Origin of the sequence: Mucilaginibacter sp. (assembly GCF_041663085.1) — a bacterium.
In the GTDB taxonomy this organism is placed as follows: Bacteria; Bacteroidota; Bacteroidia; order Sphingobacteriales; family Sphingobacteriaceae; genus Mucilaginibacter.
On the sequence record NZ_JBAZRC010000003.1, the window covers coordinates 32,778 to 54,512 of the forward strand.

A 21,735-nucleotide genomic window follows, 5' to 3' on the forward strand; every position below is an offset into this window, starting at 1 on the left:
ACTACTGACTTAAGACTTAACACATGGACGCAATAAAAGAAACACATTTTAATTTTAAGGGACAAACCAACTATTACAAGGGTAAAGTTAGGGATGTTTATACGATAGATAATAAATACCTGGCCATGGTGGTTACCGACCGTATCTCGGCATTTGATGTGGTACTGCCCGAGCCTATCCCGTACAAGGGGCAGGTGCTAAACCAAATAGCGGCTAAATTTTTAAAGGCTACTGCCGATATTGTACCTAACTGGGTTGTTACCGTGCCCGATCCATCTGTTACTATAGGCCGCATCTGCGAGCCGTTTAAGGTAGAAATGGTAATACGCGGTTATCTTGCAGGGCATGCCGCACGCGAATACGCATCAGGCAAACGCCAGGTTTGCGGTGTTACCCTTGCCGAAAGTTTAAAAGAGAACGATATACTGCCCGAGCCCATCATCACCCCAACCACCAAAGCATCGGTAGGGCATGATGAGGATATATCCCGCGAGGAAATACTGAAACAAGGTATTGTTAGCGAAGCCGATTATGTGCAGCTGGAAAATTATACCCGCCAGTTATTTAAACGCGGTACCGAAATTGCCGCTAAACAAGGCCTTATACTGGTTGATACCAAGTACGAATTTGGCAAGGTTGGCGATACCATTTATTTGATAGATGAGATCCATACGCCCGATTCATCAAGGTACTTTTATAGAGAAGGATACGCCGAGCGCCAGGAAAGTGGCGAAGCGCAAAAACAACTATCAAAAGAGTTTGTTAGAAAATGGCTTATAGAGAACGGTTTCCAGGGTAAGGATGGGCAGCAGGTGCCCGAAATGACAAAGGAGATCGTACAATCAATATCTGACAGATATATTGAACTGTATGAGCAAATTACAGGCGAAAAATTTATTAAGCCCGAAACTACCGATGTGGTAAATAGGGTTGAAAGCGCTATAAATAAGGCGCTGGCCGCTTTGTAATTTTTTATTTAAAGATAAATTAATTCTATCTTAGCTTTTTAATTAGAACAAAATGAAATTTACGGTTGACAAGCACGAGAAATATATTCTTATTAAGCTTAACGAATCAAAGCTAAATTCACTGGTTACCCCTCAGTTAAAATCAGAACTGATCCTGATCAACACAGAAGGCCAGCGAAACATCATCCTTGATCTTTCGCAAGTGAAGTTTGCAGATTCATCTGGCTTAAGCAGTTTATTGGTTGGGCACCGCTTATGTAAAAACTCATCCGGCTCATTTATACTGTGTGGTTTAAATGATGCGGTATCGCGTTTGGTAACCATATCACAGTTAGATAATGTACTTTCTATTGTACCTACCTGCGAAGAAGGCATCGACCTTATATTCATGGAAGAAATAGAAAAAGAACTGAAGAAAGAAGTTAGATAATAAGCTGTTCACCCCGGTATGAAATTCGAAGTAACTATACTGGGCAGCAGTTCTGCAACCCCCATTTTTAACCGGAACCCCACAGCGCAGGTACTCAATATAAACGAAAAGCTTTATTTGGTTGACTGCGCTGAGGGTACACAGCAGCAAATGCTGCGGTTTGATGTTAAAGCCAGCCGTATAGATTATATTTTTATTAGCCACCTGCACGGCGACCATTACCTTGGTTTAGTTGGGCTGCTATCATCCATGCACCTTAACGGGCGCAAAAAAGAACTTAAGATATTTGGCCCGCCACCCTTAAAAGAGATTGTTGACCTGCAACTTAAATATTCTGAAACCACGCTGCATTACCCTTTAGAATGGGTATTTACGGATGCTACAGCAAAAGGTATCATATTAGAGAACCAGGATATTTTTGTAGAGACCATCCCGCTTGATCACCGCATACCTTGTACGGGCTTTTTGTTCAGGCAAAAGAAACGGTTACGTAAGCTCATCAAGGAAAAAATAGAACAACTGGAAATACCTGTTGCCTATTATTCTGCCATAAAAAAAGGTAATGATTATACAGCGCCCGATGGTACTGTTTACCAGAACAGCACACTTACCATTGAACCCGCCGAGCCAAAATCATACGCCTACGTGTCTGACACGCTTTACACTGAAAAATACCTGGCGCAAATAAACTCGGTTACGCTGCTTTACCACGAAGCCACATTTTTAAATGACATGCTTGATCGCGCTAACCAAACCCACCATACTACCGCTTTACAAGCAGGAGAGGTAGCAGTAAGGGTGAATGCAGAAAAGTTGGTTATCGGCCATTTCTCGGCCAGGTACAAAACCCTTAACGAACTTTTGGAAGAAGCACAAAGCGTTTTCCCGAATACAGAACTTGCTGTAGAAGGAAAAACGTTTGTAATTTCTGAATAACGAGGTTGAAAAAAAAGAGATCAGCTTTTCAACTGATCTCCAATATCTTGTTTCTAAATTCTAAAATCAATCTCCCTTTTTACCGAATACAGAGAAGTGTACGTAACGGCTTGGGTGTGCCTTAATATCCAGGAACAGGTTGTTAAGGTTGCTCGATGCCGAGTTTAAGTTGTTGTACATCTTATCATCGTTCATTAGCAAACCAAGCGAGCCCTGCCCGCTATTGATCTTGTTGATAGTAGATTGCAGATCGGCCATAGCTTTGTTAGCGTTATCTAAAGTACCTTTAACATTTGAGTTAGCCAGATCGGTGCTAAACCTTTCAAAATTGCTTGAGATGCCTGTTAAATGCGCACTACTGTTTTTAAGATTTGCAGATGCCTCATCCGCATTGGCCATAATACCATTAATGTGTGCGCTTTGCGAACCAACAATAGCATCAATTTTTTTGGTGGTACCTTCTAATGTTTGCAAAGAGTTGGCAATGCTGGTAAAGCTTTTATCAACATTAGCCTGGAACCGCGGGTTCATGATTTTGTTAATAGCACCCAGGGCAGAATCTACCTTAGTTATCAAAACTTCGGCTTTTTTCTGGATAGGCTGCAGGCTTTCGGCCAGGCTGCCCTGTATATCTGCACGCAGGGTGTCCTGGTCGCCGGCATATTTCATGCTGTTGCCCAGTTCAAATACAATGGCTTTACTACCTAAAAGATCGGTGCTTTGTAATTTGGCCAACGTGTTATCAGGTATGTTGTATTGTTTATCAACCTTAAATTCAACTGTGGTACGGCCATCAGCATGTAATTGCATTTTTGATACCCTGCCAATCTGGAAACCATTTACCAAAACAGGTTTTGATATGGTTAAACCCTCAACACTGCGATAGATAGCGTAAAATTTGTTTGATGACGAGAAAACATCGTTCCCGCGTAAAAAGCTGTATCCTAATATAAGTACCGTTATGGCCACCGCTGTAAGTGCCCCAATTTTTGTTTCGTTAGATATTTTCATATATGGTATAGGTAGTGTTTATAATTTAAAATTTAGTTTGCCGTGACTTGTTCCATCTGGGTTTTATATTGATTAATGGCGCGTACTATAGAATTAACTATCTCTGTTTGTCCCTCTTCGGAGTTTAAATATTGCTCATCATCGGGGTTATTAATATAGCCTGTTTCAACAAGTACCGATGGCATAGCGCTATGGCAAAGCACATAAATACCCTGTTCCCTTAGCCCTTCGCTACGCCTTCCGTCTGTCCCAACAATCTCATCGTTAATTAAGTTTGCAATTTTTATACTTTGTTTACGAAATTTACGCACATAGGCGGCGGTAAGTATGGCAACCACCGGGTCATCGGGGTCTAAAGCGTCACCATCAAGGCCCGATTCATCAACCTGATTATTTTTAATAGCGTTCTGTTCTTCGCGAGACCGGTGCAAACCATAAACAAGCATCAGGGCGCCTTTGCCCGAGCGATCTGGTACACGCACTGATCTGTATACCGCCTTGCCGCGCTTTGTGCCAACACGCTCGCGTATAACCCTGTCTGATAGCGAATTGCAATGCAGTGAAATAAACAGATCCCCCTTGTTTTCGTTGGCAATTTGTGCACGTCTTTCAAACGATACATCATCGGGGGTTGAGCGCGTTAATACTGCTTTTACGCCGTTAATATCTTTTTCAACAGCCTTCTGCAATTTTAATGCGAGGGCAAGCGTTACATTCCTTTCGGAAGAAAAAGAGCCGTCGGCACCCCGGGAATAATGGCCGGGGGGCGCATTATCTGGTTTAGCACCGTGGCCGGCGTCAATAACTATAGTTTTAAGTTTGTAACTATTATTTACAACAGTATCTTTTTTTACTATATCTTTTGAAGTGAACGAAAACAATGAGAAGCAAATTAATATCGCGGCAAAGCCACAAATCGTTCTATTCAACCTGTTCAATATTTTATTTTTCATTAGCTTTGAACGCTGTTAACTGTACCTGCAAAAATACTATTCATAATCAATTTTGAAATTAGTTAGGCCTTTTTTTCTACTTGCACTTATATTAATGGTTAAGATGGTAACCTATGCAAATAGCGGCCACCATTATATAACTGTTAAAGATACTATTATAAAACTTGATTCTGTCAGAGATAGGAAACTGCTTCGTAACCCCAAGCCGGCTACGCCTGCAAAAGGGAAGGGGGGCGGCCGTAATTTTACAGCTCCCCAAAATTCTATTACCGCCAAAAAAGATACTACGCCAAGTGCAGGTGGGTTAAAATCAATAGTTAAAGCCACTGCCGAGGACTCATCATTTGTTGATAACGAGAACAAAATGAAGTATCTGTATGGCAAAGCGCGTGTTACTTATGAGGATTTTGAGCTTGATGCCGAATATATTCGTGTTGATGAAAAAAGGCACCTGATATTTGCCCGTGGTGCTATTGACCCTAAAACGCGGCGGTATATAGGGCGGCCATTATCAAAATCGGGGCAGGAGAAACCGGTAGCATCAGATTCGTTACTGTTTGATTACAAAACCAAAAAAGGTAAGATCTGGAACCCTGCGTCAGAGCAAGAGGGTAACTTTATATCGGGCGGCCAGGCAAAACGGCTTAACGAAACCGAGGTTGCTTATCGCAACGTAATTTTTAGTACCTGCGATCTGCCTTTTCCCGAAACGCATTTTGGTATTGTAATTACAAAAGGTATCGGTCAAAAAAACCGTATCATATCGGGCCCTGCGTATTTAGAGATTGCCGGGGTGCCATTGCCGTTAGCTATTCCCTTCGGTTTTTTCCCAAAACCCGATTCGCGCTCATCAGGCGTTATTCTCCCTACATTTGGTGAAGATGCCAGGCTGGGTTTTTACCTGCGTAACTTTGGTTATTACATTGGCCTTAATGATAATATTGACCTTACAACAATGGCCACGCTGTTCTCAAAAGGCTCGTTCGAGATAAATACAAACGCGCGTTATTTAAAGCGGTATAAATATGGTGGTAGTTTAACGTTAAGCTATGGATCGCATAACTACGGCCTGGCAGGCGACCCGGCACAAAAAGATTTCAACATTGCGTGGACACACTCACAAGACCCGAATGCAAACCCGGGTACTACTTTTAGCGCATCGGTAAATGCAGGTACTTCAAGCTTTTACCGTAACAGCCCGGGGCAAAATAATTACAACCTGCAATCGCTTACGCAGAACAACTTAAGGTCAAGTATCAACTATGGTAAAACGTGGGCAAATTCACCCTTTAACCTTAACGTGAGTTTAGGCCACAGCCAGGACCTTACCCAAAAAACAGTTACGTTGGAACTCCCAACATTCAGTTTTAACATGGCTACATTAAGTCCGTTTGACTCCAAAGACCGTGTAGGCGAACAAAAGTGGTATCAGCGTATTACAGTAGGTTATAGTTTGGTTGGTACAAACAAGTTAAATGCTGTACCAGAGTCTGAACTGTTTAAAGCAAACACACTCACCAAGCGCCTGCAAAATGGTTTCCAGCATCAAATACCGGTGGCATTTAATGCTACCATATTAAAATACTTTCAATTCAACACAGGGGTAAGCTATACCGAACGCTGGTATTTTCAAACCATTCGACGTAGGTTTGACAGGGGGAGTGTAGCAGGCCAGGTATTGCCTGTAACCGATACCGTAGGTGGTTTTTCGCGTTCGGCCGAGTATAGCTTTAACGCAGGTTTCTCAACTAAACTATATGGTACAATACCGTTTAAAAAGGGTAATATAAAAGCTATCAGGCATATATCTACGCCTTCAATCAGCTTTAACTATCGCCCCGATTTTGGCGACCCAAGCTATGGGTATTACCGTACTGCCGTTAGTAATGCAACCGTACCATATCCATATTATGCGCAACGCTATTCAATTTATGAGCAATCAGTGTATGGCGGCCCATCCGCAGGTAAGCAAGCGGGTATAGGTTTTTCGCTTGATAACACGATTGAGGCGAAAGTTAAAGCCAAAAGTACAGACACATCAGGTACTGACAGGAAGATCCCCATTTTACAGGGCTTAACCTTTTCGGGTTTTTACAATTTCGCTGCCGATTCATTAAAACTCTCGAATATCAATTTTTCAGGGCATACGGCTATACTTAACCAAAAGGTGAACATTAACTTTAGCGGCTCGTTTGATCCGTATGTTACTACCGTACGCGATTCCATCAGCAATGGGCAATTAACCAACTATATAAGGCGTATTAATCGCTTTAGCTGGCAGGATGGTAAATTCCCGATGCTGTCTAACTTTAACTTCTCTATGAGCGGTGCTTTAAACCCGGCAACCTTTAGGCCTAAAGCCGTTGTGCCTGTGGGTAGTACCCTGCAAACAATGGATCCAAACCAGGCGCAAAGGCTTGCTATGATAAATAGCGACCCGGGAGCTTATATAGATTTTAATATCCCCTGGAACGTATCCATCAACTACAGTTTTAACTATAGTAACAATGTTACTAATACTTCATCAAGTAACACCGTGATGCTCAGCGGTGATGTAAGCCTTACCCAGAAATGGAAAATACAGTATAACACAACTTACGATATAAAGGCGAGGCAGCTAAGTAGTGCTACATCATTTGCCATATACCGGGATCTGCATTGCTGGGACCTTTCAGTACAATGGCTGCCTTTCGGGTTCTATAAATCATACAACGTTACACTGAAGGTTAAGGCCTCTATTTTGCAGGACCTTAAACTGAGCAAACGAAGCGATTATACCAACAACCAAAACTTTTACTAATATGCTTGCAGAGATCATAACAATTGGCGACGAAATATTGATTGGGCAAATTGTTGATACAAATTCTGCATGGATGGCCCGGAAACTGAACGCAGAAGGTATCAGGGTAAAGCAAGTCTCGTCTGTGTCAGACAATAGGGAGCATATCCTTAAAGCGCTTGCAGAAGCCGCAGGCCGTGCTGATATTATTTTAATAACCGGCGGCCTTGGCCCTACAAAAGACGACATTACCAAATTAACCCTTGCCGATTACTTTAATGTTGGCCTTGTTTTAAATAACGATGCTTTAAAAAATGTTGAAAACATATTTAAAAAGTATAACCGGCCCCTGCTTGAAGTGAACCACAAACAAGCCGAAGTACCCGAAAATTGCGAGATCATCCAGAATAATAATGGTACCGCCCCCGGTATGTGGTTTAATGTAGATGGAAAGATCTATGTATCTATGCCCGGCGTACCGTTCGAGATGATGTACATGATGGAAGATACGGTTATACCCAAATTAAAAACAACCCTAAAGCTGCCGGTTATTCTCCACAAAACAATATTAACCGTTGGAGAAGGTGAATCTTTCCTGGCCGAGAAAATTGCAGATATAGAAAATGACCTGCCAGAAAATATAAAACTGGCCTACCTGCCAAAAATGGGGCAGGTGCGTTTAAGGTTAAGCGCCTATGGCGATAGTGAAACCGGGTTACGGGAGAAGTTAGAGCAATTTACCGCAAGGATTGTTGAGCGTGTTGGCCATAATGTAGTTGCACAGGAAGATATCCCGCTGGAAAAGGTGATATTAAATTTTATGGCCGGTAAAGGCCTTACTTTATCTGTTGCCGAGAGTTGTACCGGTGGTTATGTATCGCATCTGATCACCCAGCATGAGGGTTCATCGCAGGTGTTTTTTGGTGGGGCTGTTACTTATTCTTACGATTTAAAAGAGAGCGTTTTAGGTGTAAAGAACGAAACCCTGTACCAATTTGGCGCCGTTAGTCAGGAGACAGTTACAGAGATGGTTGAGGGGGCATTGCGGCAATTTAAATCGGATTACGCAGTGGCCATAACCGGAATTGCAGGCCCCGGGGGCGGTACCGAAGATAAACCTGTAGGTACCGTATGGATTGCGGTGGCAAATGCAAATAAAACAGTGGCAAAGAAATTCACATTTGGTAATAAACGGATACAAAACATTGAAAGGAGCGCAGTAGCTGCCTTTTTTATGTTGATTACTTTACTAAAAGAAAGTTAATTGTGACATTATAATTGTATAATTTTGACCAACGAACTATAGTTTTGCGTATGGCCAAATACCAATTATTACTGCCAAAAATGGGTGAGAGTGTTGCAGAAGCAACAATAATTAAATGGAATAAAAAACCGGGAGATTATATAGAAGCAGATGAGGCAGTTATGGAAATTGCGACCGATAAGGTCGATTCAGAAGTTCCATCGCCGGTGTCAGGAAAGTTAATCGAACAGCTTTGTAAAGAAGATGAAGTAGTGCAGGTAGGTTCTGTAATTGCTGTTATCGAAACAGACGAAGCAGGAGCTGATGATACGCCACAAACCGCACCGGCACCAGAAACGACCCCCGGGCCTGCACCGCAACCCGTCGCAGAGCAAACCCCGCAATTTGTAGCACAACCTACTTCTCAGCAACCTGTTGTTGCAGATATACCAGGCATCGATCAGGTAGAGCAGAGGCAAAGTGCACCTATTGATGGTGTTACTTACGAAAACCGTTTTTACTCCCCGTTAGTAAAAAATATAGCTAACCAGGAAGGTATCGGCAACAGCGAGCTTGACCAAATACCAGGAACGGGTGCCGAAGGCCGTTTAACAAAAGACGATCTGTTGGAGTATATCCAAAAACGTGGCCCTAAGGCTGGTAATGCATCACAAAGTTACGCCGCACCGCAGCAGGGGCAAACAATACAGCCTGTTGCAGCACCAGTAGCCGAGCCGGCTTATGTGGCGCCCCAGCCAGTTGCACAACAGGCACAACAAACTCAACCGGTGCCGTCAGAAACATTTACTGCACCTCAGCAACCATCGCAACCCCAAGGTGCCCCGCAGCCAGCTGCTACATCAGTATCTGGTGGTAACGAGATCATTGAGATGGACCGCATGCGTAAACTGATAGCCGAGCATATGGTTTACAGCAAGCACACATCACCACACGTAACTTCCTTTGTTGAAGCAGATGTTACTGAACTGGTGAATTGGCGCGAGCGTATTAAAAACTCATTTGAAAAACGCGAAGGCGAGAAAATAACCTTCACTCCGATATTTATAGAGGCAGTTGTAAAAGCAATAAAAGATTTCCCGATGATAAATATTTCGGTAAACGGAACGCAGATCATCAAGAAAAAGGATATCAATATTAGCATGGCAACCGCTTTACCAAGTGGTAACCTTATTGTACCGGTAATTAAAAAAGCCGATCAGTTAAGCCTGTTAGGTATTACCAAAGCGGTTAATGACCTGGCTAACCGTGCCCGCAATAACAAACTTCAGCCTGATGATGTAAGGGATGGTACATTCACCATCACTAACGTTGGCTCGTTTGGCAATGTAATGGGCACGCCAATTATTAACCAGCCACAGGTAGCCATTTTAGCCGTTGGCGCAATTAAAAAGAAACCTGCTGTTATAGAAACACCAAAAGGCGATGCTATAGCCATAAGGCATATGATGTTTCTTTCGTTATCTTATGACCATCGTGTAGTTGATGGTGCATTGGGCGGGCAATTTGTAAGCAGGGTAGCCCATTACCTGGAAAACTGGGACACTAAAAGGAGTTTATAGTTACAGGAATATATAGTTAATTTAATTTGTGAGTTCTACAAAAACAAAGGTTTCCCTAAACGGAAGCCTTTTGTTTTTATATCTATTTTGCTGCTATTGCAACCTCGGCTTGTAACCGGTCATCGGCTGTTTCTGCTCCAAAATCGCGTGTAAGCATTTCATAAATTATTTTGAGCCATATCAACAGGCAGGGAAGTGCTATTAAAGCATACGGTATAACATATTTATCCCTTAAATACCTTGGGAAAAGATCTGAAGGGGAGAAGTTGGTTAACACCAAAGCGAATATAAGCAGGAAGCGTTCGTACCCTGTAATTGGCCGTTTTAAATTCACGTACCATATACTAACGCCAATAAACGCAATGATATAGGTTGGTGGTTCGGAACCTGTACTGAACAATATGGTGAAAAGTAAGGTTGAGGCCAGCAATAACAACTGATATTGCGTATTCCTCCAATATTTTATGCGAAATACAGATACGCCAAACAATAACAATCCGGGTGCTAAAACCAGCATATTTGATAGGTTTTTAATCAAAAATACCTTACTGATCATACCCATTACGCTGACATTACCCCTGATAGAGAATAGGTTATTGGCATTTTTGGCTAACAGGTCGGGGTACCAGTCATGATAAGTTTTAAGTATATACGCCGGTGATGAAACAAGCATAGGTAATACAAACAACACTGCCGACCAAAATATAAGGCTTAAAACAAGTTTTATCTTATTATCTGAAAAGAAAAAGAAAGCAAGCCCAACAATGCCATATAGCTTAATTGCCGTACCTATTATGATCATCAGCGCCGCCCAAAAATCCTGTTTGTTTTTGATGAAAATGAAACTGAATATTACCAGCGCAACAATTAAAGGGTTTACCTGCACATTGCCGGATGATCCCATCATGCTATTTACATTAAGCAATAAAATAATGGTTTTTTGAAAATCATTTAGCGGCAGTTTAATAATGGAGTAGAATAAAATATAGGCCAAAAACATAACCCAAAGCACTACACCAATTTGATTTGGAAGCAGGGCAAATGGCGCAATTATTAACCCGAATACGGGGCCGTAGTGGTTCAGGTCAAAATAATACTGCGGCTCGGGGCCAAACAGGCTTTGCTGATGTATAAGGTTTAGAAAATTGTGCTTATATATAATATAATTATTATGCGAAGTTTCCTTATTAGCAAAATGAGTAATGATATCTTTCGCAACCGCAAATAAACTAAGGCCAAACCAAAGTGTAAGAATAAATGGCCTGTTGAAAAGGATGCGTTTAAGTTTTTGCATAGTTAAAATATAAGTTGGCCATAAAAGTACAGAACATACTTAATATATAAACAACACGCGGGGGAATAAACCAAAAAGAGCCCGCCATTATACAGGCAGGCTCTTTTCAATTATTTAATCTTACTTATCGTTATTATACCGTGGCTGCTTCATGTTTGGCAGCAGCTAAACTAACGCCCGTTAGCTGGTCGGCAAATGCAACAAAAGCTTTGCCATCTGCTATAGCTTGCTGGTTATCTATCAGTTTTTGCAGGTTTATTTTACCGATAACAAATTTGTAACTGCCCGAGTAAAAACGCTCCTGGATGTGTTCAAACTCCAGTGCGTCTACCAATGCTTCATCATCATAACGCAGGTAAATATTTACCTCTACATTATTTGTGAACTGCAGGTTGTTTACGCCTTTTGCCTTTTTATATTCGTACTGGTAATCGTACCGCAAAGCTGCGATATCTGATAACACCGCCGACCCGGTAGCGTGGCCACCGGCTCCTTTACCAAAAAAGAATTGCTGGTCGGCAAAGGCGGCCTGTACCGTAACGCCGTTATATTCGTACTCCACATTGTATAAAAACTCAGTTTCGTTCACAAATTTGGGCAATACAAACAGGGTAACATGCCTGTCATCAAGTTCTTTGGCTACGGGTACCAGTTTTATCTTTAATTTTTTCTCTCGTGCGTATTGCAGATCGTTTGGCGAAAGGTTCTGGATGCCAATGTTCAGCACTTCTTTTGGATCGATAACCACACCATAGGCATGTGCCGCCGCTATAATAAGCTTAAATTTAGCATCATACCCACCCACATCCATAGTTGGGTCGGTTTCCGCGAAGCCAAGATCCTGCGCTTGTTTAAGGGCGCTATCGTAATCAAGGTTTTCTAAATAGCCTTTAGACAGGATGTAATTTGATGAGCCATTGAAAATACCGCTGATAGAATGCAGCAATTCGTTATCATAATACTCCTCCAGGTTACGGATGATGGGGATACTGCCGCAAACCGCACCTTCATACAATAGTGAAGTGCCATGTTTATGTTGCAGTTCGATCAATTCCTCCAGGTAGGTGGCAATCATTTTCTTACTGGCCGATACCACATTTTTACCGGTACTTAGCGCACGCGATACGATCTCGAAAGCAGCTTCAGTATCATTTATCAGTTCAACCACGGTGTTTATTTCCGGGTTGTTCAGTATCTCGTTCCTATCAGTAGTGAAAAGTCCTTTTGGTAACGATCTTTCCTTTTCAGGATTTTTGATGGCGATCTTTACGATCTCGATGTTCAGGTCTTTTGTTTTGATAATATCGTACAATCCCTGGCCTACAACTCCAAATCCAAAGAGGCCAATGTTCAGTTTCTTACTCATTAAGCTATTTTTTGCAATTCTATAATTTTTCCTTTTACATCGGTTTTAAAAAACGATGTGATAATATTTGTTAAGTCTTCTGTTTCAATTAAAAAGCCATCGTGCCCGTAAAACGAATCCAGTTCTGCAAAAGCCGATTTAGGGATATGCCTAAAGAGGTATTGCTGCTCCTCTATAGGGAACAACACGTCTGATTTTATACCAATAACCAGCGTACGTGCTTTGATAAGGCTTAAGGCTTTATCAACCCCATGCCTGCCACGGCCTACATTGTGCGAATCCATCGCCTTTGAAAGGTACCAGTAGCTGTAAGCGTTAAACCTGTTCACCAGTTTTTGCCCCTGGTAGTTTTGGTAGGTTGCCGCCTTGAAGTTATCAGTAACATTATCCTGATCCTCCTGCTGGGTAATGCTGTAGGTTTTATAGCTGCGGTACGATAGAAGCGCAATGCTGCGCGCTACTTTTAAACCTTTGCTGCCACCATCCGGCGAGCCGGCGTAAAAGGTACGGTCGGCAGTGATAGCCAGGCGCTGTGATTCGTTAAAGGCGATGCCCCATGGCGAATGATTGGCATTGGTAGCTATCAGGATAAGGTTTTTGATACGCTCGGGCTCAATAATGCTCCACTCAATGGCTTGCTGGCCGCCTAACGATCCACCTAATAATATCTCTATCTGATCGATACCTAAATGGTCTGCCAGTAAAGTGTGTGCCTTTACAATATCCCTGATGGTAAATTCGGGGAAAGCCAGGTAATATGGCTGCCCGGTTGCCGGGTTGGTGCTTAGCGGACTAAGCGAACCATACGGCGACCCCAAAACATTGGCGCATACAATAAAATGCTCATCGGGGTTAAAATGGTATTCGGGGCCGAAAAGGCCTTTCCACCAGTCAAAAACATCGGAATTTGCAGTGAGGGCATGGCATACCCACACTACATTATCCCGGTTTTTATTGAGGCTTCCATAGGTATTAAAGCCGATCTCAAGTCCTTGTATCTTTTGGCCGGATTCCAGTTCAAACGTTCCGGTATGGGTAAAACTTTGTGTGCTCATTTGTTACTCTTCGTTATTTCGGGGGCAGTTACTTAGGCTGCCCCCTGATAACATCACTTAAAAAACTAAAAAAAACTAAATTCTTATGCTAATTCCAATGCGTGTATTTTGGCAAATGCCTGCTCAAAATCAGCTTTTATATCATCAATATGTTCAATACCAACAGCTACACGCAACTGGCCGGGTAAAACCCCTGCCGAGATCTGCTCAAGGTCTGACAATTGCTGGTGTGTTGTTGCCGACGGTTGTATGATCAATGTTTTGGCATCGCCAACGTTTGCTAAATGGCTAACCAGTTTAAGGTTATCAATTACTTTGTTGGCATTTTCCTTACCACCTTTAAGTACAAAGGATAATACCGCGCCAAAACCATTTTTTAAATACTTTTTGGCAAGGGTATGGTAATGCGACGATTCCAGCCCCGGGTAGTTAACAGATTCTACCTGCGGGTGCTGCTCCAGCCATTTGGCCAGTTCAAGCGCATTGTCCACATGGCGCTGTACACGCAGGGATAGGGTTTCCAACCCCTGTATATTTAACCATGAATTGAATGGTGACTGCGACGGGCCAAAATCCCTAAGCCCTTCAACGCGGGCACGAATGATAAAATTGATGTTTCCAAAAGGGCCGTTTATGCCAAATACATCATTAAATATTAACCCGTGGTAACCTTCGCTTGGCTCGGTAAATTGCGGGAATTTGCCGTTACCCCAGTTATAAGTACCACCATCTATAATAGCACCGCCAATACTTGTACCGTGGCCGTTTATCCATTTGGTGGTCGATTCTACCACCACGTGGGCGCCATGTTGTAACGGGCGAAACAGGTATCCGCCTGCGGCAAAGGTATTATCTACTATCAGTGGCAGGTCGTGTTTGTTGGCTAATGCAGCCAGCTTTTCAAAATCGGGTATGCTAAAACCTGGGTTACCAATGGTTTCGGTATAAATGGCTTTGGTTTTATGGTCGATGTGTTTTTCGATATTTTCGGCAGTATCATCCTCAGCGAAGCGTACTTCAATACCCAGGCGTTTAAATGCAACCTTAAACTGGTTGTAAGTACCACCGTACAGGAAAGGGGAGGTCACAAAGTTATCGCCGGCCTGTAAAATATTGTTAAGCGCTATAAATTGCGCCGCTTGGCCCGATGCTGTTGCCAAAGCCGCTATGCCACCTTCAAGGGCAGCAATGCGCTTTTCAAAAACATCGGTGGTGGGGTTCATTAAACGTGTATATATGTTGCCGAATTCCTTTAAAGCAAACAGGTTTGCACCATGTTCGGCACTGTTAAATACGTATGAAGTGGTTTGATATAATGGCACTGCACGTGCGCCTGTAGCGTCAACTTCCTGACCGGCATGCAGTTGCAGTGTTTCGAATTTTAAATTAGACATGTTCTGTAGATTTAAGGGGTATTTATAAAATGTTACAATTACGACAGGATAAAGCTATCCTAAGCGGGGCATCACGTATTTTTCAGGAAACAGAAAAAGGGAACGTGTACTGCAATCAACAGCAGCAGCAACACATACAAATACAGCCTGCAGAAAGGTTGTATACAGAAGATGAACCCGTTTGGGTTTGCGATGTGTTTTGTTGGGCTAAATAAATCAGACTTTTCATGACTATTAATTTATATCCCCCGGTTAACTATTCTCCGGGACAGGAATTGGCACCTTCTCCACCTTGGAGGGTTGCCAGCGGTTCTTCGAGCCTGATCTCTCGCCGCTTCTTTATAAATCAAAATCCGTGTGAGGGAAAATTGATCGTTGTGGTATTGCTACCAAATAATGTTCCAAATATAGGGTAAACGATATTTACAATCCAAATTAAATTTTTAATTAATTATCATTTCGCTGTAAAACTGCTTTTGCTTAACTGTAATTACTACGCCATCGCCTGCTCCAGATCTGCTATCAGATCATCAATATGTTCTAACCCAACTGATACCCTTAACAGGTTAAACGGTGTTTTGGTATCGGGCCCTTCAACACTGGCACGGTGTTCTATCAGACTTTCTACACCACCCAGGCTGGTGGCTTGTGTAAATACATTAAGCGCATTTATTACTCTTTTGGCCTCATCCTCACCGCCTTTCAGGGTGAACGACATCATGGCACCGGGATGGCTCATCTGCGCTTTAACAATATCATATTGCGGATGCGATGACAGGCCGGGGTACATCACGCTTTCAACCGCCGGGTGCTTTTCTAAAAAAGCAGCCAGCAACAGTGCATTATGCACGTGGCCCTTTACACGGTAAGGCAGGGTTTTTATACTGCGGACAAGATAATAGCAATCCATAGGAGAAGGCACTGCGCCGCCCATGGTTTGTACATTGCGGATCTTCTCCCACCAGTCGTTTTTTTCGGCTGTAATTAATGCGCCGCCCATCAGGTCGCTGTGGCCGCCAAAGTATTTTGTTGATGAATGCATCACCAAATCGGCACCCAGGGCCAGTGGCTGTTGACAAACCGGGGTGGCAAAGGTGTTATCGCACACTACTTTAATATTATGCTGGTGGGCAATGGCTACCACCTTTTTTATATCGGTAATTTTTAAAAGCGGGTTTGATGGGGTCTCAATCCATATAACACGAGTGTTTGGTTTGATGTGAGTTTTTAAAACCTCACTATCGTTCACATCAATAAAGTCAAACTCCAGTATACCTGCAAAAAGCGCCTTTAACTGGTTGCGCAGGCCATGGTACATATCATCAGGCGCTATAATATGGGTGCCGGGCTCCAGTGATTGAAAAACCGACATGCCCGCCGCATTACCTGATGAAAAAGCCGCGGCTTCAACACCATTTTCTAACCGGGCAAGCACATTCTCTAACGAGGTGCGGTTAGGGTTGGCCGACCTGCTGTACTGATATCCTGATGCAAAACCGCCATCCGCATCGCGTTCAAATGTAGTGGCCATAACAATGGGTTGTACAACTGCTTTTGAAGTAGCATCGGTATGGTTACCGGCGTGGATGGCAATGGTTTCTATTTTCATGTGGTTAAACTATGGCGCCAAATTAACTAAGAATATTTGTGATTTGCTGCTGTATTTGTAAAAGTGTGCGGCAATCATCTATTGCTTACTCTACTGTAACATCATTGTCATACTTGTGTGTTTAAACACGCGTTAAGTTGATACTTACGTTTTAAAACTAATGCAAATTGCTACATTTGCTCAAATATTTTTCTAAATGGAAGTATCAGATAATTTGCTGGTATTGCTGAACAACCCTCAGCTTTTACCGGAACTAAAAGACATTGCTGAGAAGGTACTCCATAACCAGCGCATCACTTTTGATGAAGGCGTTTTGCTTTACGAAAAAGCAGAATTAGGCTACCTGGGAGTACTTGCCAACTATATACGCGAGAAAAAACACGGCGACAAGACCTACTTTAACCGCAATTTTCACATCGAGCCAACAAACCTTTGTGTGTACGATTGTAAGTTTTGTTCCTACTCGCGGTTGTTAAAACAGCGTGCCGATGGGTGGGAGTACACCATGGAAGAAATGCTGGATATCGTAAAAAAATACGATGACCAGCCCGTTACCGAGGTACACATAGTAGGTGGTGTTTTACCGCAGTACGATGTTGCTTTTTATAGCGAACTATTCAGCAAGATAAAAGCGCACAGGCCCGATCTGCACGTAAAGGCCTTAACACCTGTAGAATATCACTACATCTTTAAAAAAGCAAAGATAGATTACGCTACCGGTATGAAGTTGATGAAAGACTCGGGTCTGGAATCGATACCGGGCGGCGGGGCAGAGATCTTCCACCCTGAAGTGCGCGAGCTGATAGCTAAAGATAAATGTACCGGCGACCAGTGGCTGGCCATCCATGAGGAATGGCATAAACTGGGCATGCGATCAAACGCTACCATGCTTTACGGCCATATCGAAAAATTTCATCACCGGGTTGATCATATGGAACAACTACGCCAGTTGCAGGATAGGACAGGGGGCTTCCAAACCTTTATCCCGCTAAAATTCCGCAACCAGGATAACCAGATGAGCAACGTGCCCGAATCTACCGTGGTTGAGGATCTGCGTAATTACGCCATAGCGCGCATTTACCTGGACAACTTTGACCATATAAAAGCCTACTGGGCCATGATAAGCCGCACTACCGCACAGCTATCTCTAAACTTTGGGGTTGATGACATTGACGGCACGCTTGATGATACCACCAAAATTTATTCGATGGCAGGTGCCGAAGAACAAACACCGGCCATGAGCACCAAAGAACTGGTAAACCTGATAAAAAATGCAGGCCGCTACCCAATAGAGCGCGATACGCTTTATAATGTAGTGACAGATTACAACGATTACCAGTTTGCCGAAGAAGAGAAACCGCGTTTTTATAAACTGCCGGTTATTAATTAAGCGAAAAGCTGAAAGTACAAAGCCACCGGGCAAAGCTTTAGGCTTTGTGCTTTCAGCTTTTCGCCCTAATAAATATGATAGAAAAGACATTATATATAGTACGCCACGGCCAAACCGACCTTAACAAACAAGGCATTGTACAGGGCCGCGGTAAAGATACCGACCTGAATGATGAAGGTCGCCGCCAGGCAGGCCTGTTTTATGAAGCTTATAAAACGGTACCTTTTGATAAGGTCTACATATCCGAATTAAAGCGTACCCAACAAAGCATCCAGCAGTTTATTGATATGGGTATTCCATACCAAAAATTGCCAGGGTTGGACGAGCTTGCATGGGGAGTATACGAGGGGCAGCCCGCCACACCCGAAAACAAAGCCGCTTTTTTAGATTTGATGCGCAACTGGCTTGATGGCAATCTTGATACGAAATTTGAAGGCGGCGAAAGCCCCAACGAAGTAAAGGAAAGGCAATTGCAGGCCCTTGAAACTATTATGGCACACCCTGAGGAGAAGAATGTACTGGTATGTATGCATGGCCGCGCCCTGCGCCTGCTAATGTGTGTACTCACGGGGCTGCCGCTTACGCAGATGGATACCTTTCCGCATCAAAACCTTGTGCTTTATAAGGTAACTTATGATGGCAAAAAGTTTACAATTGTTGAAGCCAACAATGCCCTCCATTTAAAAAACTCATAGAGAGAACGTACGTGAATAAGATAAGAATATCCGCCGTTAGTTATACTAACACCAAACCCTTTTTATACGGATTACAACACTCGGCTATTAAAGACAGGATAGACCTGAGCCTGGATATGCCGTCGGATTGTGCCCAAAAACTGATAGATGATAAGGTTGATATTGGTTTAATACCTGTAGCGGCTACTTTAAATATGCCACAGTGGGAAATTGTATCGGCTTATTGCATTGGCGCTGTAGGGCCGGTAAACTCGGTTTTTATATTTAGCAACTGCCCTATAGAGCAAGTCACCAAAATACAGCTCGACCCTGAATCGCGCAGCTCAAACAACCTGGCGAAGGTGTTACTAAAGAACTATTGGAAGGTGCAGCCTGAGCAAATTGTGAATGCGCCCGATTATGCTGAATCTACCGATCCTCTAACCGCTTTTGTACAAATTGGCGACCGCACCTTTGGTAAAACCGAAGAGTATAAATATGTATATGACCTTGCCGGCGAATGGCAAAAGTTTACAGGCCTGCCGTTTGTTTTCGCCGCGTGGATAGCCAACAAACCCATCCCTGATGATTTTATAAAGGAATTTGACCAGGCCCTTAGGCATGGTCTTGCTCACAGGCACGAGTTATTAAAAGAACTGCCCCGACGCGCCGATTTTGATCTGGAAGATTACCTGATGCACAAGCTTGATTTTGATTTGACGGAGGATAAGAAGAAAGCGCTGTATTTGTTTTTGGATTATATAAAAGCGTTGTAGAATATTATTTGAAAGCCTTAATTAGGCAATATATAATTGTTGCTAAAAACAAACATATGCCTGATAAGAATAATATAGTATTTACGCCAGCCGGATAAGAACTACCAGCCCATCCCATTCCAATCATTGTATAACTCAAAATCACTAATACAATAGCAGCCAATATCTTTAATATCCTTTTGGTCATATACAAATGTATTGTTTAGTAAAGTGTAGTGCCCTCACTTTTCTTCAAAAAACTAAAACCATATCCTGATATTAGCATTGCATATAGCAAAGCTAATATTACTATGGATCCACAAAAACTTAAAGGACAAGTTGCCCTTGTAACCGGCGCAGACAGCGGCATAGGCAAAGGCGTTGCAATTGCTATAGCACAGGCCGGTGCTAAGGTATTGGTAAACTATGTGCACAACCAAAAAGCTGCAGACGAAGTTGTTGACGAAATAAAAGCTGCCGGCGGCGAGGCCTTTGCCCACCAGGCAGATGTAAGCAAGGAAGATGAAGTGCAGGCTATGTTTGCCAAACTCATAGCAACATACGGCTGTATAGATATCCTGGTAAATAATGCGGGCCTGCAAAAGGACGCGAAGTTTGTGGATATGACGCTGGATGAGTGGAATACAGTCATCAGCATAAACCTAACCGGGCAGTTCCTTTGCTCGCGCGAGGCTGCAAAACTGTTTATCAAAAGGGGAGTGGTAGATGGTGTGAGCCGCGCGGCGGGTAAGATTATCTGCATGAGCAGCGTACACGAGGTTATCCCCTGGGCAGGGCATGTAAACTATTCGGCAAGTAAGGGTGGTATCAGCATGTTTATGAAGAGCATAGCGCAGGAGCTGGCCCCGAATAAGATCAGGGTAGTGGGCATTGCACCGGGTGCTATTCAAACCCCAATAAACAAAGCCGCATGGGAAACTCACGAAGCGCTGGACAAACTTTTAACGCTTATTCCATATAACCGGATAGGCCAGCCCGATGACATAGGTAAACTGGCTGTTTGGCTGTCCTCTGATGACGCCGATTATATTACCGGTACCACAATTTTTATGGATGGTGGTATGACTTTGTATCCCGGTTTTGCCGATAATGGCTGATAATCCCTGTGTGATAGCTGCTGTTTGTCATTAAACAGTCATAAAATAAGCGTTTGTTTACACAAATTTAACTTAGTGTACTTTTTACAATAAGTATATTGCATTTTTATTGACATATTGTTAACGGTACACTAAGTATTTGATTATATTTTTGAATTTTGATTAAAAAGAGGTTTATATTATTGAATATTCATAAAAATTAGCATTAATTATGAATAATTGCAACCATGACTTACTTTTGTTATGTAAATTAAAATTTAAAAGATCATGAAAAAATTATTTATATCAACCGCTATCGCAGCATTGTTCACAGTAAATGTTTTTGCTGCTAACACAATTTCTAAATCAGTAGATGGTTCTGATAATGTATCATATTCAGTATCAGCAAAATTTAACAGCGATTTTAGCAGGGCAGAAAATGTAACCTGGAAAGTTACCCCTCAGTTCCAGAAAGCTACCTTCGTAATTGATGGTGTTAAAAAATCTGCTTTTTACACAATTAAAGGCGACCTTATAGGTGTTACAGAAAATGTACAGTACAGAGAATTGCCTGCAAAAGCAAAAAAAGAAATAGGCGCTAAATACGAAGGCTATTTCGCAAACGAAGTTATCAAATTAGATAACGGCGATGGCGGGTTAGATTCTGTTGTATATTTTGTTGATTTAAAAAGCAGCAAAGAAGAAGTTTTGGTGAGGGTTACCCCATCTGCCGGTGTTTACTTTTTTCAGCAGGTAAAATAATTAACACAGCATATACTTGTTTGAAAGTCATTGGCTTATGCCAATGACTTTTTTGTTTTTCAACAATTGTTACTTATTAAATAAATTTATTTGGTTGTTAATAATTTTATATATTTGATAGAGATAGTTGTACATTCTATATTGATTATTAAACCATTTTTATATTCAGTTGAATTACTTACTGATCTTAACACAATTATTTATACGATTATAATATTATTATGAAAACTGGAAAAGTAAAATGGTTTAACACACAAAAAGGTTACGGATTTATCATTACCGATGATGGTAAAGATTTATTTGTACATTTTAAAGATGTACAAGGCGGTGTAAATGCTATTAAAGACAACGACAACGTTGAGTACGAAGAAGAGGAAGGAAGAAAAGGTTTACAGGCAGTAAACGTAAAAAAAGTTTAATTAGCTGCCTTACAAATATA

20 protein-coding genes and 1 riboswitch are annotated in these 21,735 nt (G+C 42.3%); of the genes, 13 read left to right on the forward strand and 7 right to left on the reverse strand.

Annotation, left to right across the window (positions count from 1 at the left end; all coding sequences use genetic code 11):
• Positions 1-23: 23 nt before the first annotated feature.
• Genes WC615_RS01955 through WC615_RS01965 form a run of 3 tightly spaced genes read left to right on the forward strand, consistent with a single transcriptional unit; the run spans position 24 to position 2,334 of the window.
• Complete coding sequence (locus WC615_RS01955; protein ID WP_372976467.1) at positions 24-968, forward strand: phosphoribosylaminoimidazolesuccinocarboxamide synthase; 945 nt, start codon at positions 24-26, stop codon at positions 966-968.
• Between the two features lie 52 nt (positions 969-1,020).
• On the forward strand, positions 1,021-1,398 hold the full coding sequence (locus tag WC615_RS01960; RefSeq protein WP_067063300.1) for an STAS domain-containing protein: 378 nt from the start codon (positions 1,021-1,023) through the stop codon (positions 1,396-1,398).
• 18 nt (positions 1,399-1,416) lie between these two features.
• A complete protein-coding gene (locus tag WC615_RS01965; RefSeq protein WP_372976468.1) occupies positions 1,417-2,334 on the forward strand; it encodes a ribonuclease Z in 918 nt (305 codons plus the stop codon).
• A gap of 66 nt (positions 2,335-2,400) precedes the next feature.
• On the opposite strand, the gene WC615_RS01970 is transcribed toward WC615_RS01965, so the two are convergent.
• Together WC615_RS01970 and WC615_RS01975 are read right to left on the reverse strand one after the other, a co-directional pair.
• Complete coding sequence (locus tag WC615_RS01970) at positions 2,401-3,345, reverse strand: MlaD family protein (protein WP_372976469.1); 945 nt, start codon at positions 3,343-3,345, stop codon at positions 2,401-2,403.
• 32 nt (positions 3,346-3,377) lie between these two features.
• Positions 3,378-4,298 (reverse strand): N-acetylmuramoyl-L-alanine amidase, encoded by a 921-nt coding sequence (locus tag WC615_RS01975; protein WP_372976470.1) that lies wholly within the window; start codon positions 4,296-4,298, stop codon positions 3,378-3,380.
• A 94-nt stretch (positions 4,299-4,392) separates the two neighbouring features.
• Here WC615_RS01975 and WC615_RS01980 point away from each other — a divergent pair, with 94 nt between their 5' ends.
• The 3 genes from WC615_RS01980 to WC615_RS01990 are packed head-to-tail and all read left to right on the forward strand — an operon-like array spanning position 4,393 to position 9,900.
• Positions 4,393-7,098: a putative LPS assembly protein LptD gene (locus tag WC615_RS01980; protein ID WP_372976471.1), complete on the forward strand. Its 2,706-nt coding sequence runs from the start codon at positions 4,393-4,395 to the stop codon at positions 7,096-7,098.
• A gap of 1 nt (position 7,099) precedes the next feature.
• Positions 7,100-8,341 (forward strand): competence/damage-inducible protein A, encoded by a 1,242-nt coding sequence (locus WC615_RS01985; protein ID WP_372976472.1) that lies wholly within the window; start codon positions 7,100-7,102, stop codon positions 8,339-8,341.
• Between the two features lie 50 nt (positions 8,342-8,391).
• A complete protein-coding gene (locus WC615_RS01990) occupies positions 8,392-9,900 on the forward strand; it encodes a dihydrolipoamide acetyltransferase family protein (protein WP_372976473.1) in 1,509 nt (502 codons plus the stop codon).
• 82 nt (positions 9,901-9,982) lie between these two features.
• On the opposite strand, the gene WC615_RS01995 is transcribed toward WC615_RS01990, so the two are convergent.
• From WC615_RS01995 to WC615_RS02010, 4 genes are all read right to left on the reverse strand, one after another.
• Positions 9,983-11,194 carry a glycosyltransferase family 87 protein gene (locus WC615_RS01995; RefSeq protein WP_372976474.1) on the reverse strand — a complete coding sequence of 404 codons (1,212 nt, stop codon included), beginning with the start codon at positions 11,192-11,194 and terminating at the stop codon, positions 9,983-9,985.
• 133 nt (positions 11,195-11,327) lie between these two features.
• Positions 11,328-12,560: a homoserine dehydrogenase gene (locus WC615_RS02000; protein WP_372976475.1), complete on the reverse strand. Its 1,233-nt coding sequence runs from the start codon at positions 12,558-12,560 to the stop codon at positions 11,328-11,330.
• The gene (gene metX, locus WC615_RS02005; protein ID WP_372976476.1) at positions 12,560-13,615 is read right to left on the reverse strand and encodes a homoserine O-acetyltransferase; all 1,056 of its coding nucleotides are present in this window, start codon (positions 13,613-13,615) and stop codon (positions 12,560-12,562) included. Before metX ends, WC615_RS02000 begins: the two co-directional genes overlap by 1 nt.
• Before the next feature lie 83 nt (positions 13,616-13,698).
• Positions 13,699-15,009 carry an O-acetylhomoserine aminocarboxypropyltransferase/cysteine synthase family protein gene (locus WC615_RS02010; RefSeq protein ID WP_372976477.1) on the reverse strand — a complete coding sequence of 437 codons (1,311 nt, stop codon included), beginning with the start codon at positions 15,007-15,009 and terminating at the stop codon, positions 13,699-13,701.
• 29 nt (positions 15,010-15,038) lie between these two features.
• On the opposite strand from WC615_RS02010, the gene WC615_RS02015 reads away from it, so the two are divergent.
• Complete coding sequence (locus WC615_RS02015; protein ID WP_372976478.1) at positions 15,039-15,224, forward strand: hypothetical protein; 186 nt, start codon at positions 15,039-15,041, stop codon at positions 15,222-15,224.
• A gap of 21 nt (positions 15,225-15,245) precedes the next feature.
• Positions 15,246-15,357: riboswitch (SAM riboswitch) on the reverse strand.
• Between the two features lie 145 nt (positions 15,358-15,502).
• Here the strand turns inward: WC615_RS02015 and WC615_RS02020 are convergent.
• Positions 15,503-16,618, reverse strand: a complete 1,116-nt coding sequence (locus WC615_RS02020) for a PLP-dependent aspartate aminotransferase family protein (protein WP_372976479.1) — start codon at positions 16,616-16,618, stop codon at positions 15,503-15,505.
• A 196-nt stretch (positions 16,619-16,814) separates the two neighbouring features.
• Between WC615_RS02020 and mqnE the strand changes: the two genes are divergently transcribed.
• The 6 genes from mqnE (at position 16,815) to WC615_RS02050 (ending at position 21,715) form a co-directional block, all read left to right on the forward strand.
• Positions 16,815-18,008 (forward strand): aminofutalosine synthase MqnE, encoded by a 1,194-nt coding sequence (gene mqnE / locus WC615_RS02025; RefSeq protein WP_372976480.1) that lies wholly within the window; start codon positions 16,815-16,817, stop codon positions 18,006-18,008.
• A 74-nt stretch (positions 18,009-18,082) separates the two neighbouring features.
• Entirely contained in the window at positions 18,083-18,703 is a 621-nt protein-coding gene (locus tag WC615_RS02030; RefSeq protein ID WP_372976481.1) for a histidine phosphatase family protein, read from the forward strand.
• An 11-nt stretch (positions 18,704-18,714) separates the two neighbouring features.
• Entirely contained in the window at positions 18,715-19,458 is a 744-nt protein-coding gene (locus WC615_RS02035) for a menaquinone biosynthetic enzyme MqnA/MqnD family protein (RefSeq protein ID WP_372976482.1), read from the forward strand.
• Between the two features lie 290 nt (positions 19,459-19,748).
• Entirely contained in the window at positions 19,749-20,555 is an 807-nt protein-coding gene (locus WC615_RS02040) for an SDR family oxidoreductase (RefSeq protein WP_372976483.1), read from the forward strand.
• Between the two features lie 267 nt (positions 20,556-20,822).
• Positions 20,823-21,296 carry a hypothetical protein gene (locus tag WC615_RS02045; RefSeq protein WP_372976484.1) on the forward strand — a complete coding sequence of 158 codons (474 nt, stop codon included), beginning with the start codon at positions 20,823-20,825 and terminating at the stop codon, positions 21,294-21,296.
• Between the two features lie 221 nt (positions 21,297-21,517).
• Positions 21,518-21,715, forward strand: a complete 198-nt coding sequence (locus WC615_RS02050; RefSeq protein WP_067061679.1) for a cold-shock protein — start codon at positions 21,518-21,520, stop codon at positions 21,713-21,715.
• The last annotated feature ends 20 nt before the right edge of the window (positions 21,716-21,735 follow it).